The organism is Streptomyces sp. NPDC045695, assembly GCF_056432025.1.
The window spans coordinates 266,585-279,872 of sequence record NZ_JBWKJU010000001.1 but is presented as its reverse complement, the minus strand read 5'-3'; the positions used below and the strand labels follow the sequence as shown (position 1 = coordinate 279,872).

13 protein-coding genes are annotated in these 13,288 nt (G+C 69.8%); all 13 read right to left on the bottom strand.

What is annotated here, in order from left to right; genetic code table 11:
* Positions 1-86: 86 nt before the first annotated feature.
* Positions 87-740, bottom strand: a complete 654-nt coding sequence (locus tag AC07DU_RS01280) for a hypothetical protein (protein WP_479108948.1) — start codon at positions 738-740, stop codon at positions 87-89.
* Positions 741-753: 13 nt separating this feature from the next.
* Entirely contained in the window at positions 754-1,227 is a 474-nt protein-coding gene (locus AC07DU_RS01275) for a hypothetical protein (protein ID WP_479108946.1), read from the bottom strand.
* The gene (locus tag AC07DU_RS01270; RefSeq protein WP_479108944.1) at positions 1,224-2,411 is read right to left on the bottom strand and encodes an MCE family protein; all 1,188 of its coding nucleotides are present in this window, start codon (positions 2,409-2,411) and stop codon (positions 1,224-1,226) included. Before AC07DU_RS01270 ends, AC07DU_RS01275 begins: the two co-directional genes overlap by 4 nt.
* The gene (locus tag AC07DU_RS01265) at positions 2,408-3,754 is read right to left on the bottom strand and encodes an MCE family protein (RefSeq protein ID WP_479108942.1); all 1,347 of its coding nucleotides are present in this window, start codon (positions 3,752-3,754) and stop codon (positions 2,408-2,410) included. The genes AC07DU_RS01270 and AC07DU_RS01265 overlap by 4 nt, the downstream gene beginning before the upstream one ends.
* A complete protein-coding gene (locus tag AC07DU_RS01260; RefSeq protein ID WP_479108940.1) occupies positions 3,751-4,962 on the bottom strand; it encodes an MCE family protein in 1,212 nt (403 codons plus the stop codon). Before AC07DU_RS01260 ends, AC07DU_RS01265 begins: the two co-directional genes overlap by 4 nt.
* Positions 4,959-5,942 (bottom strand): MCE family protein, encoded by a 984-nt coding sequence (locus AC07DU_RS01255; RefSeq protein WP_479108938.1) that lies wholly within the window; start codon positions 5,940-5,942, stop codon positions 4,959-4,961. Before AC07DU_RS01255 ends, AC07DU_RS01260 begins: the two co-directional genes overlap by 4 nt.
* A complete protein-coding gene (locus tag AC07DU_RS01250; protein ID WP_479108936.1) occupies positions 5,939-6,958 on the bottom strand; it encodes an MCE family protein in 1,020 nt (339 codons plus the stop codon). The genes AC07DU_RS01255 and AC07DU_RS01250 overlap by 4 nt, the downstream gene beginning before the upstream one ends.
* Positions 6,959-6,990: 32 nt before the next feature.
* Complete coding sequence (locus AC07DU_RS01245) at positions 6,991-8,250, bottom strand: MCE family protein (protein ID WP_479108934.1); 1,260 nt, start codon at positions 8,248-8,250, stop codon at positions 6,991-6,993.
* 4 nt (positions 8,251-8,254) lie between these two features.
* Positions 8,255-9,088, bottom strand: coding sequence for an MlaE family ABC transporter permease (locus AC07DU_RS01240; protein WP_469156900.1), 834 nt, complete (start codon positions 9,086-9,088; stop codon positions 8,255-8,257).
* Between the two features lie 2 nt (positions 9,089-9,090).
* On the bottom strand, positions 9,091-9,861 hold the full coding sequence (locus tag AC07DU_RS01235; RefSeq protein WP_479108931.1) for an MlaE family ABC transporter permease: 771 nt from the start codon (positions 9,859-9,861) through the stop codon (positions 9,091-9,093).
* Positions 9,858-10,904: an ABC transporter ATP-binding protein gene (locus AC07DU_RS01230; RefSeq protein ID WP_479108929.1), complete on the bottom strand. Its 1,047-nt coding sequence runs from the start codon at positions 10,902-10,904 to the stop codon at positions 9,858-9,860. The genes AC07DU_RS01235 and AC07DU_RS01230 overlap by 4 nt, the downstream gene beginning before the upstream one ends.
* An 84-nt stretch (positions 10,905-10,988) precedes the next feature.
* Positions 10,989-12,008 (bottom strand): RNA polymerase sigma factor, encoded by a 1,020-nt coding sequence (locus tag AC07DU_RS01225; protein WP_479108927.1) that lies wholly within the window; start codon positions 12,006-12,008, stop codon positions 10,989-10,991.
* Positions 12,009-12,067: 59 nt separating this feature from the next.
* Positions 12,068-13,105 carry a lytic transglycosylase domain-containing protein gene (locus tag AC07DU_RS01220; RefSeq protein ID WP_479108925.1) on the bottom strand — a complete coding sequence of 346 codons (1,038 nt, stop codon included), beginning with the start codon at positions 13,103-13,105 and terminating at the stop codon, positions 12,068-12,070.
* Positions 13,106-13,288 lie beyond the last annotated feature (183 nt).

Genomic DNA, 13,288 nt, shown 5'->3' with positions numbered 1-13,288 from the left:
CAGCATGTACACCGCGACCGACAGCCACGCCATCCCCTTCCACCAGCTGCAGCGCGGCACCTCGAGTAACCGCTCCCGGGCCCCGGTCACAGCGCGTCTACAGCGCTGACCTTCCAGCCTTGGGGAGTGCGGACGAGGGTCATGCGGACGCGGTTGAGGTCGAGACGGGGGGTGGCGATCTGGGTGCTGGTGGTGAGCTGGTTCATGAAGAGCAGGACGACGGCCTTGTCCGGGGATGCTGAGATCACCGATGCTGCCGGGGTGGCGTCGCCGGTCGCGACGGCGGCTTTCACCACCCCGCTGTAGGTCTTGGCGGTGGGCGCCACCACGGTCTCCGTGGTCTTGCTGTACTGGTCGAGGAAGGGGCCGGTGAGGTGGCCGCGGGCCGCGGCGAAGTCGCGGTCCAGGTGGCGGTAGTCGTACGAGAGGATCACCGGGGCGGCCTTGCGGGCCGCCGTCAGAGCCGCTGCGCGGGCCGCGGTCGTGCGCTCGGCCTCTCGGTGCTTCCAGGCGAGCGTGGCCGTTGCGGCCAGGGCCAGCAGGACCACAATGCTGAGCAGTGCGGTGAGTCGACGGGGTCGGCTGCGAGCCGGCTTGGCGGGCGTCGTTTCCGCCGGCTCCGGGGCGGCCGGCTCCAGGTCGGCCTCCTGCCGGCGGCTTGCCTGGTCGGCGCGTTTGGCCGCCGCGCGCGCGGCTGCCGCCACGGAGCGCTGGCGGGCTCGAACGGTCGGGTTCGCCATGGTGGTTCTCCTGTCAGCCGACGAATTCGACGTCGGACGTCAGCCACTGCCCGCCCTCGAAGACGAGGTCGAGCTGAAGGCGGTAGTTGCGGGACGTGCCCTCGGGGGCGGCGACGTTGGTGACCTTGCTGTCGGCCACCACCAGGACGCGGGCCGTGCGGGCGTCGGCCCGGGCGATACCCGCGTCGAGGATCTGTCCCTCCGAGACGGACTTGTTCTCGGCGACGATCTTCGTCAGCTCCGCGGTCTGGGCCGAGAACTGCTTCTTGAACTCCCCGGTCGCGCCGTTCAGGACGGTCTTGCTGTCCCGCTCGTACTGCCGGTAGTCGAGCGACGTGAAGTTCAGCGCCGACTGGCGGGCGGCGGCCAGGATGTCTTGGTGCCGCCGGTCCTCCTCATCGCGCTCGTACAGCTGGAAGCCCAGCCAGCCGGAGGAAGCCATCAGTGCCACCAGTACGGCAGCCAGGACGGCGAGTATGGGGGTCATGCCATGGGGCCCACGAGCAGCCATTGCCAGGAGTCCTTTCCGAATACGGTCTGTGCTCCGCCCGTCGAGCCGATCTGAACGCGGCTTCCCGGTGCGTTCTGGGCGCCGCGGACGGACGTGTCGCCGCCGCGCGGGGCCGTGCAGCGGGCGCCGGTGTTGGCCGGGCGGTCGGTGGTGTCGGCGGGGTCGCGGCGCTGGGTTTCGTACCCCGCACGGCAGGGAGGCGGGTCGTCGGCGTTGACGACCATTCCGAAGTGGGTCGTGCCGTCTCCGGGAAGCACTGTGTAGCTGCCCGAGACGACCGCGGGGAAGGTGACCAGCATCTGTTCCACACCGGGCAGCCGGGCGAGGGTGATCTGACCTCCGCTGATCAGGTTGCCCAGCAGAACCGGTAGGTGGGGGCGGGTGTCCCTCATGAGGGAATCCACCTGCTGGGCGGCGGAGGTGCCGTTGGCCATCAGGGCGCGGACATCACCGTCGCTCGCCTTCAACTGCGCGGTGAGCGCCGCCAGATCCCGGGAGAAGGACGTGATCGCCGAACCTTGATCGGCCTGCGTCTTCAGGACCTTCCGGGAGTCCTCGATCAGGGCGATGGTCTGGGGAAGGGAATCGGAGGCCGACTCGACCAGGGCGTTGCCCGAGTCCACCAGCCGCGTCAGGTGGGGGCCGGTGCCGGAGAACGCCTTGCCCAGTTCGTCGACCGTGATCCGCAGGTCCTGCTTGTCCACCGAGTTGACCAGCCGGTCCAGGCTCAGGATCAGGTCCGTCGTGGGCATCGGCACCCGGGTGTCATGGCGGGGGATGGAGCTGCCGTCCCGCAGATACGGGCCGCTGCCGGAGCGCGGCTGCAGGTCCACGTACTGCTCGCCGACGGCCGAGCGGTTCGCCACCACGGCCAGGCTGTCCGCCGGGATCCTCGGGGAGTCCTCCAGAAGCAGCCCCACCGAGACTCCGCCGGAGCCGGTCAGCCGCAGATCGCCCACGCGGCCCACGGGCACCCCTCGGTACGTGACCTCGGCCCCGGAGTAGATGCCTCCCGAGTCGGCGAAGTCGGCCCGTACGGTGTATCCGCGGTCCAGGACGCGGTCGGCCAGTCCGGTGTACTCGGCACCGACGTAGGACACCCCGATCACGGTGATGAGCGTGAAGGCGAGCAGCTGGGTCTTGACCGTACGGGTGATCACGGCACCAGTCCCTTCATCAGCAGCTCGGCGAGCGCGAGGTCGACACCCGGCGGAAGGCCACCGTTGCCGTCTCCTGCGCTGTAAGCGGTGTACGAGGCCTGGTTGGCCGACGGGCAGAGCGGCAGGCAGCCCAGCTCGACGCCACCCGACCCACCCGACCCACCCGACCCGCCGGGCAGTTCTGGCGTCCCGGGCGGCTTCGGGGCCTGGGGAACCCGTGGAAGGGCGGGGGGTTCGGGGAGGCCCGGGAGCGCGGGGACTCCGGGCAGCCCGGGCGTCGGGACGCCTGGCAGCCCAGGAGGCACGGGCGTGCCGGGCGTGCCCGGCTTCGGAGGCTGACCGGCCAGGTTCCCGTAGACGCTGCGCAGGTCGAGATCGGCCGTGACCTCGAGGTTGACGTAGTCGCCCTTGATCGCGTCCACCACATTGCGCGGGAAGGGATAGGTCGTCAGCAGCTCCAGCGCGTTGGGCAGGTCGGCGCCCGCCGTGTTCAACTGCTGCAGGATCGGCTGGAGCGCGCGCAGATTCGCGATCACATCGTCGCGCGACGCGTTGATCACCTTCGTGCCCGTCTCACCCAGCTTCGACAGCGAAGTGAGCATGGTGGTCAGCTTGGCCCGCTCGTCGGCCAGCACCTTCAGCGCGGGCGGCATGGTGGTGAGGGCATGGTCGATCGTCTTCTTCTCCTTGGCGAGGGTGGCGGCCAATGCGTCGATGCCCTCCAGCGCACGGATGATCTCCTTCTTCTGGGCGTCGAGGCCACCGAGGAAGGTGTCCAGCTCGGAGAGCAGCGACTTGACCCGGTCCTCGCGACCCTCCAAGGCCTTGTTCAGCTCCGTGGTGATGGTGTGGAGCTGTGCCACTCCACCGCCGTTGAGCAGGGCCGACAGCGCGGACAGCACCTCTTCGATCTCGGGGTTGCGGCCGCTGCGGGAGAGCGGGATCCGCGCGCCGTCGGTGAGCCTGCCCACCGGCCCGGTGTCCGCCGGAGCCGACAGCGACACGTACTTCTCACCGAGCATGCTGGTCTGGCGCAGCTCGGCGACCGCGTTGCCGGGGAGCTTGACCGAGTCGGAGATCCGCAGCCGCACCCGGGCGTGCCACCCGTCCAGTTCCACCTTCTCGACGGCTCCGACGGTCACGTTGTTGACCTTTACCGTGGACTGCGGGACGAGATCGAGGACGTCCTGGAACTCGACCGTGACCCGGTAGCTGCGCCCGTCCGCGGCCGCGCCGCCGGGCAGGGGGACGTCGTACAGGCCCTTGAACTCGCAGCCGGTCAGCAGCAGCGAACCGGCGGCCGTCCACAAGGCTGCCTTGAGCGGAGCTCTCGTGTACGTCATGTACGGGCCTCCAGGATTCCGCCGAGCGTCTTGTCCGTCGAGCCCGTTCCGGCCACGGGAAGTGCCGCTCCGGTGAGCGGGTCGGCCGCGGGCAGCTTGGGCAGGGAGTCGAACAGGGTCTTCAGATCCCGGCAGTCGGTCTTCTCCCCGGTCGTCTTCAGCAGGGAGCACAGCAGCTCGGCCGGGTCGTGGAGCTGTTCGGGGTTGCTGCGGGTGTCGAGCGTGCCGGAGGAGGGGTTGTAGGCGTTCTGCAGATTGGACAGCCCGGCGGGGGCGACTTCGAGCAGCTCCTGGAGGGCGGCGCGCTGCGTGACGAGCACGTTGGTCACGTTGGCCAGGCCCTTCACATCGGCGGTCAGGTCCTTCTTGTTCTGCTTCACGAACTCGGACACATCGGCGAGCGCGGCCGCAAGATGCTTGATCGCCGCGGCGAGGTCCTGGCGTTCCCCGGCCAGTTGCTCGGCCACCTTGGCCAGGCTGTCGTTGAACGACCGGACGTCGGCGTCGTCGGCCGCCAGCGCGGCGGTGAACACCTGCAGATTCCGTACGGTCCCGAACAGGTCCTGCCGGCCGTCGGACAGGGTGGTGACGGCCTGCGAGAGGTCCTCGACCGTCTGGTGCAGCTGCGCGCCCTGGCCCTGGAGGTTGTCCGCGCCGACGGCGAGCAGCCGGGAGAGCGAGCCGTCCTTGTTGGCGCCCTGGGGGCCGAGCGCGTCCGCCGTCATACGGAGGCTGTCGAAGACCCGGTCCAGCTCGACCGGTACGGCCGTGCGCTCCTCGGGGATGACCGCGCCGCTCTTCAGCACCGGGCCGCCGCGGTGGACGGGCAGCAGCTGGAGGTAACGGTCACTGACCACCGAGGAGTTGATGATGGCCGCCTTGGCCTCCTCGGGGACCTTGTACTGGGCGTCGTACTCCAGCTCCACGCGCACCCGCTCACCCTGCGGCGTGATCTTCTTGACCTCGCCGATCGGGATGCCGAGCACACGGACGTCGGAGCCGGGGTAGATGCCGACGGTACGCGGGAAGTAGGCGGTCACCCGGACCTTCGGTGACTCGGAGAGCTGAACGACGGCCAGGGCGGCGGCCACCACCAGCACGGTGGCGAACGCGAGGCGGGGGACGAGGCGGCGGACGCGACGGCGGGTCGGCGCGCGCTTCGCCGGCGGCTTCGGGAGCTTCAGCGCGAGCCGCATCGGAATCCTCATCGTGACCCTTCCGTCCGTGGAACCACCGGTGTGGGCGCGACCAGGTTCTGGATGTAGCTGTCGAACCACCGGCCGTTGCCGAGGGTGTTGGTGAAGACCCTCGCGAAGGGCGCCATGAGCTGGATGCTGCGGTCGAGGCTCGCCTGATTGCGTTCCAGCATCTGCACCACGGTGTTCAGGCGGCTGAGCGCCGGCCCGATCTCCGCTTTGTTGTCCTTCACCAAGCCGGAGAGCTGGACGCTGAGGGCGACGGAGCTCTGGAGCAGCGCGTGGATGGCCTGGCGCCGCGCGTGGATCTCCTTGAACAGCTTGTCGCCGTCCTTGACCAGCTTGCCGAACTCGTCCTTCCGCTCGGCGAGCACTCCGGTGACCCCGTTGGCGTGGTCGAGGAGTTCGCGTAGCGCCTCATCACGGGAGGCCACGGTCCGGGAGATCTTCGAGAGCCCCTGGATGGAGGCTTTGACCTCCTCGGGGGCGTCCTCGAAGGTGGTGGAGATGATGTCCAGGGAGGCGGCCAGCCGCTGCTTGTCGATCTGCTCGGTGGTCGTGGTGAGATCGCTGAAGGCCTCCACCACGTCGTACGCCGGGACCGTGCGGCTCAGTGGGATCTCGCTGCCCGGCTTCAGCCGGCCGGAACCCTTCGGCTCCAGCGCGAGGTACTTGGCGCCCAGGATCGTCTTGATGCGGATCGACGCACCGGTACGGGCCCCGAGCTCCGGGTCTCCCTTGATCCGGAAGGTCACCTTGACGTGGTCGCCGGCCAGCTCGACCTCGTCGACCTTGCCGGCCTTGACGCCGGCGATCCGCACCTCGTCGCCGGAGCGCAGCCCGCCGGCCTCGGAGAAGGCCGCGCTGTACGTCTCGCCGCCGCCGATCAGCGGAAGGCTCTCGACGTTGAACGCGGCGGCGATCAGCAGCGCGATCGTGGTGAGGCCGGCGGCGCCGACACCCAAGGGATTGCGTTCACGGAAGGGGATCAACGGCCGCACCTCGCCCGGGCGACATGGAGTTCGGGGGTGATGACCTCGTTGGTCTTCGGCAGCACGATCCGGCCGTCGAAGTCGCAGAGATAGAAGTTGAACCAGGAGCCGTACGAGGCGGTGCCGGTCAGCTCGTTGAGCTTGTTGGGCAACTGCTGCAGGACACCCTCCACGGTCTTCTCGTGGCCGTTCAGCGTTTCCGTGAGCTTGGCCAGCTCGGCGATATCGGCCTTCAGCGGCGGCCGGGCGTCGCCCAGGAGGCCGGAGGTGGCCTCCGCGAGTCCGTTGATGCCCGCCAGCGATTCACCGATGGGCTTACGGTCGTCCGACAGCCCCGAGATCAGCCGTTGCAGCTGCGCGATCAGGTCGGAGAAGCGGGTGCTGCGCTTGTCCACGGTGCTCAGCACGGTATTGAGGTTGTCGATGACCGAACCGATCAGCTTGTCGCGTTCGGCGAGTGTCGTGGTGAGCGAGGCGGTGTGCGCGAGCAGGCTGCGGACGGTACCGCCCTCGCCCTGCAGGGTCTTGATGATCTCGGTTGCGAGCTGATTTACGTCCTTCGGGCTCAGCGCGGCGAACAGCGGCTTGAACCCGTTCAGCAGGGCGTTGAGATCGAGTGCGGGCTCGGTACGGGAGAGCGGGATCCGCCCGCCGGGCCGCAGCCGCTTTCCCTCCCCCACGCCTTCCGTCAGCGCGATGTACCGCTGCCCGACCAGGCTCCGGTAGCGGATGACGGCACGGGTGCTGGTGAGCAGCGGCCGGTCGCGGGAGACGGTAAAGGTCACCAAGGCCAGCGTCCGGTCCGTGATGGCGATGCTCTCGACCTCGCCGACCCGCACCCCCGCGACCCGGATGTCGTCGCCCTTCTCCAGGCTGGTGACATCGCTGAACACGGCGGTGTAGGTCTCCTTGGGGGTGAAGGAGAGATTGACGATGGTGGCCGCGAGCACGGCGGTAGCCGCCACGGTCACCACCGCGAAGATGCCGAGTTTGATCAGCTGGGGGGCTGTCGCCATCGCGTTCGTACGACGGATACGACTCGTCGTGCTCATATGACACTCACCGCCGTTCCCCGTGCCATCGGTCCGAAGAGCAGGGTCGTGACCGCCGGCACCTCGTCGGCGGGCACGCCCATGACCGGGGACACGAGTGAGGCGACGGCGTGCTGTTCGGCCGGGGTTCCGGACACGGTGCGGCCCGTACTACTCGCCGACGTACCGTCGTTGAGCTTGATCGGCGGTGCCGGTACGTGAGGGTGGGGCAGACCCCTGCAGTCGGGTCCTGAGCGGTCGGCATAGCGCGGTTCCTCGCCGGGGCGGTAGGGGGGACGTGGGTGGACGAATTCGAGGGTGATGCGCATCCTTCCTCCCTTGAATGCCTCTTCGGACGCCGCTTCCTGGCGCACCAGCCCGGCCAGCAGGCACGGGTACTCCGGCGAGTAGCGGGCGAACAGCGCGAGGGTGGGACGGGAGACGCGGCCCAGGGTGATGAGCCGGTCGGAGTTCTCGTCGAGGACCGTTTCCGTGGTGTTCGCGGCGGTGGCGGTTGAGGTGAGGACCGACGCGAGCTGCTCCTGCTTCTCGACCAGCGTCCGGCTGGTGGTGAGGGTGTTGTCCAGGATCCGCAGCAGGTCGGGGGCGGCGTCGCGGTACACCTCGGCCACATCGGCGAACCGGGCGATGTCCTCCTTGAGGGAGGGCATGTGCGGGTTGAGCCGGCGCAGGTAGTCGTCGAGGCGGGTGAGGTTGTCGCCGATCCGGTCGCCGCGCCCTTCGAGGGCGCCCGCGAAGGCGGACAGGGTGGCGTTCAGCTCGCCGGGCTTCACCGTGCGCAGCAGCGGCAGCAGGTCGTTCATCAGCCGCTGAAGCTCGATGCCGACCGTGGTGCGGTCCTGGGTGATGACGTCACCGGCGCGGATATGCCGTACCGACGGCTTCTGGGGGGCGACCAGGTCGACGTACTTCTCGCCGAACAGGGTCTTGGGCAGCAGCCGGGCATGGACGTCAGCCGGGATGAGGGGGACGTGCTCCGGCCTCAGCGCGAGGGAGAGGGTCGCCTTCTCGCCGTCGGCCTCGACCTCGCGTACCTCACCGACCAGCAGGCCGCGCAGCTTGACGTCCGCGCGCGGCTCCAGCTGGTTGCCGAGGGTGTCCGCCTCCAGGGTGATCCGGACGACGGAGGTGAACACCTGCTGGTAGACGGCGAGCGTCAGGGACAGCAGCAGCGCGATCACGGCGATGAAGACGATGCCGTACAGCCGCAGTTGGGTGGGCCGCGTGAGCGCCGGGGCCGGTATTCGTATGCGCATCCGTCTACCCCGCAATCCGTACGGTCGTGTTGGCGCCCCAGATGGCGAGGCTGAGGAAGAAGTCGAGGACGTTGATGGCCACGATGGACGTCCGTACGCCGCGGCCGACCGCGACACCGACGCCGGCCGGGCCGCCGCTCGCGTAGTAGCCGTAGTAGCAGTGCACCAGGATGATCACGACGGCGAAGACGATCACCTTGCCGAAGGACCACAGCACGTCGACCGGTGGCAGGTACTGCTGGAAGTAGTGGTCGTACGTGCCGGTGGACTGCCCGTAGTAGCCGGTGGTGATGGTGCGCGCGGCGAAGTAGGAGGACAGCAGTCCGATCACGTACAGCGGGATCACCGCCACGAAGCCGGCGATCATCCGGGTGGTGACCAGGAACGGCAGCGACGGGATACCCATCACCTCAAGCGCGTCGGTCTCCTCGCTGATCCGCATCGCGCCGAGCTGGGCGGTGAAGCCCGCGCCGACCGTCGCCGACAGCGCGAGCCCGGCCACCAGCGGGGCGATCTCGCGGGTGTTGAAGTACGCGGACAAGAACGCCACGAAGTTGGACGTGCCCAGCTGGTTGAGCGCCGCGTAGCCCTGGAGTCCGACCTCGGTGCCGGTGAAGAAGGACAGGAAGGCGATGACGCCGACCGTGCCGCCGACGACCGCCAGCGCGCCGCGGCCGAAGCTCACCTCGGCGAGCAGGCGCAGGACTTCCTTCTTGTAGCGGCGCAGGGTGCGGCCGGTCCAGGCGAGGGAGCGGCCGTAGAAGACCAGTTGCGCGCCCAGCTCCTCCAGGGAACGCCCGGCCCGTTTGAGCACGCTCAGCGGATTCAGCAGGGTCATCGTCATCCCCTCTGCGGAACGATTTGGAAGTAGACGGCGGTCAGCACGAAGTTCGTCACGAACAGCAACATGAAGGTGATGACCACGGACTGGTTCACGGCGTCACCGACACCCTTGGGCCCGCCCTTGGCGGTCAGGCCCTTGTACGAGGCGACGATCGCGGCGATGGCCCCGAAGGCCAGCGCCTTCAGTTCGGCCGCCCAGAGGTCGGACAGCTGGGCGAGGGTGGTGAAGGAGGCCAGGTAGGCACCGGGAGTGCCGTTCTGCATGACCACGTTGAAGAAATAGCCACCGGCCACCCCGACAACGGAGACCAGGCCGTTGAGCAAGACCGCCACGAGCATGGTGGCCAGCACGCGGGGCACGACCAGCCGGTGGATCGGGTCGATACCGAGCACCTGCATGGCGTCGATCTCCTCCCGGATCTTGCGTGCCCCGAGGTCCGCGCAGATCGCGGTGCCGCCGGCGCCGGCGATGAGCAGCGCCGTAACGATGGGGGACGCCTCCCGAAGTACCGCCAGGACGGAGGCGGCGCCGGAGAACGACTGGGCGCCGAGCTGCCGGGTCAGGCTGCCGATCTGGAGGGCGATGACCGCTCCGAAGGGGATGGAGACCAGGGCCGTGGGCAGGATGGTGACGCTCGCGATGAACCACGCCTGCTGGATGAACTCCCGTACTTGAAAGGGGCGTCGAGGCAGGGTCCGCAGGACGTCCAGGGCCATGGCGAAGAGGCTGCCGGAATGCCGGAGCGCTCCGCTGGGTGAGAAGCTCATCCGTCTGCCCCTTTTGCCGGGCTCGGCTCCGCCGCCTTCCGGTCCGGGTCAGCCCCTGGGGGCGGCTCTGCCGCCATGGCCGGGGCCATGGCTGGGGCCGGGGCCGGGTCAGCCTCCCCGGAGGGGTCCCGGCGGTGCGGCTTCGCCTCGCGGTCGGCGATCGCCTGCCAGCGGGGCGGCCGGGTGACCCCGGCGCTGGGCAGCAGCCGCGGGGTCATTTCGGGATTGGCTTCGTCCCCGCCGGCGAGGCCTGCCAGCTCCTGCTCCACCTGGGCGGCGTCCTTCTCCTCCGCCATGCCGATCGGTCCCTGCATACGGCCGTTGAGGAACTGCCGTACGACCGGCTCGTCGCTGGTCAGCAGCTCCTCGCGCGGGCCGAACATCACCAGTTCGCGCCGGAACAGCAGCCCGATGTTGTCCGGGACCTGGCGGGCCGAGGCGATGTCGTGGGTGACGATCAGGAAGGTCGCGTCGATCTGCGCGTTCAGGTCCACGATCAACTGATTGAGATAGGCCACCCGCACCGGGTCGAGCCCCGAGTCCGGCTCGTCGAACAGGATGATCTCCGGGTCGAGCACCAGCGCCCGCGCCAGGCCCGCCCGCTTGCGCATCCCGCCGGATATCTCGCCGGGCAGCTTCTCCTCGGCACCGATCAGACCGACCATGTCCATCTTCTCCAGGACGATCCGTCTGATCTCGCTCTCCGGCTTACGCGTGTGCTCGCGCAGCGGGAAGGCGATGTTGTCGTACAGGTTCATCGACCCGAACAGGGCGCCGTCCTGGAACAGCACGCCGAAGAGCTTGCGCACCTCGTACAGGTCGTGCTCGCGGAGCTTGGTGATGTCCGTACCGGCGATCCGGATGGATCCCCGGTCCGGCTTGAGCAGGCCCACGAGTGTCTTGAGGAACACCGACTTGCCCGTACCCGAGGGGCCGAGCATGACGGACACCTCCCCGGCGGGCAGCGTCAGCGACACGTCCTGCCAGATGACCTGGTGGCCGAAGGATTTGGTCAACCCTTCCACGCAGATCTCGACACCCATCCGGTTCACCCTTCAACGGGGAGCAGCTCCGACATCTGCTCTACGGGGAAGGGCGGCGGGTCCGTCGCGGCGAGACCAAGATTTTTACGGCAGGCGGGTGGAGAGGGCACCGGGGAGGTCCGGCACGGTCGTGCTGTCGGGGAGCGGTGGCGTGGACGGCAGCGGCGGCGCGGACACGGGCGGGGGGAGGACCGGGGCGGTCAGAGCCGGGGTGGGCAGGTCCGGTGCTGCGGGCAGGGTCGTCGCCACCTCCGGCACCACCGGCAGCACCGCCGGGAGCGCGCCGGGGAGGGCCGTGGGCGACACCGTTCCGGTCGGGCGTACGGAGCCGGGGGCGTCCGGTCGTACGGACGAGGCAGTCGGTATACGGTCACCGGCCGCGCCCGGCTCCTCCCCCACCACCGCCATGTCCGGCGGAGGCGGCACCGGCGCGTTCGGCTCGTACGCGAAGGGCAGGGCCAGTCCCACCATGGCGAGCGTCGCGGCCGCCGAGGCCGCGGCCAGGGCGGGGGCATGCGCCCCCGCCTGACCCGCCTGGTCCCGGCCTCGCCCGATCAGCCACAGGCCGAGCGCCAGCGTCCCGGCCAGCGAGTTGCGCAGCGTACGCCGGGCCCTGGCCAGCAGGGACTCGACCGCCTCATAGCTCAGCCCCATCTCGCGGGCGATCTGCCCGACGTCCCGCTCCTCCGACTTCAGGCGGAGTGCCTCCGCCTGACGGGCGGGCAGCTCCCTGCTCCGGAAGGCCAGCCACCTGGCCTCCGCCCGGTCGCACACCGCCTCATCGACGGGGACCGGGCCGGGGGCGGTGAGCTTGGGCGTACCGCCCAGCTGGGCCTCGCGGTGGACCTGCCGGTACCGGTCGACGCACAGGCGCATGGTCACGGTCGTCAGCCATGCGCCGAGCCGCGCCTCGTCGAGGTGTGTGTGCTGCGCGCCGCGCAGCATCGCCTCCTGCACCGCGTCCTCGGCGTCCTCGGCGCTCATGGACCTGCGGCGCGCCACCTTGAGCAGCTGCTCGCGATGGCTCCACATGCGCTGCCACCGCAGGTGGGCCGAGTCGTCACCCGGTTCGGCCGGGTGCGGAGGATGCCAGTCCGTCGCCATGACCCGGGAGGTTACCGCCGGGTACATGGTGTTGTGGAGGGGCGATGCGCGAGTGAGTCCTAACCGTTGCCGGGGACCTTGCCGGTAGCCGGAAGGACACCGTCACCGGGCACGTCAATGCCGGTGCCGGGAGCGGGACTCGGGGCCGTGACCAGGGGCGGCCTGGGCTTCGCACTGTCGTCCGGCGGGTCGGCGGTCGGTGACGGGGCGGGCGTCGGCGCGGGCTTCGGCCCGGGCGGGGGCGTGGGCGCCGGGGAGGCGGGCGGGGTCTCGGTACCCCGCTGCGGGCCGGCCGGCTCGGTCCGCCCGGTGCCGGGCGAGTCGACCTCCGTACCGGAACCCGCGCCGCCCTGGTCCGGAACCACCCGGTGGCCGTCCCTGAAGTAGGCGTACCAGGACAGGACGACGCTCAGGTACTCCCGGGAACTGTTGTAGGAGAGGATCGCGCGGTCGAGGTCCTGCGGCCGGGAGAGGTCGCGTCCGGCCGCGCACAGGTAGCGGCCCGCAGCGAGCGCCGCGTCGTGGACGTTATGGGGGTCGGTCCTGCCGTCACCGTTGCCGTCGGCGCCCCATCTGGCCCAGGTGGACGGGATGAACTGCATCGGGCCGACCGCGTGGTCGTAGGACGGGTCGCCGTCGTACGCGCCGCCGTCGGTGTCCCGGATCAGGGCGAACCCCTGGCCGTTCAGCTGCGGGCCGATGATGGGCGCGTACGTCGTACCGTCCGCGTCCACCCTCCCACCCCGCGCCTGGCCGGACTCCACCTGACCGATCGCCGCGAGCAGCTGCCAGCGCAGACCACAGCGCGGGGTGCTCCGCACGAGCGTCGACTCCGCGTTCCGGTACGCGGCGAGGACGGTGGCGGGCAGCGCCGCACGGCCGGCCACGAAGACGGCACCGGCCGAGGACGGCTGCTGTGCGGACGGGCCGTGCGACGCGAGTGGGGGCAGCTCGCGAAAGTAGTAGGCATCGCCCGAAGTGCCCTGATTCGGTGACATGGTGGCCTCCACGGGGGAGGAGGCCGACGCCGCGAGGCCGGGCGCCTGTGAGCCGGTCAGCGCCGCCATGGCCACCGCCGCGACCGCCGTGCCCCGCACGCCTTTACACATCCGCACCGGCAACCGAGCCGCCATACGTCAGACCTCTCCCTCATCGCACTTCCCCGGCTTCTTTCACCTGCTCTACGGGGCCAGGGGGCGAGTCCGTCGCGCGAGTCGCGGAGTTTTCTCCAGGGGCCGTCACGTCACGTCGCTGGTGACCGTCGGCCCGAGGGGCGCCAC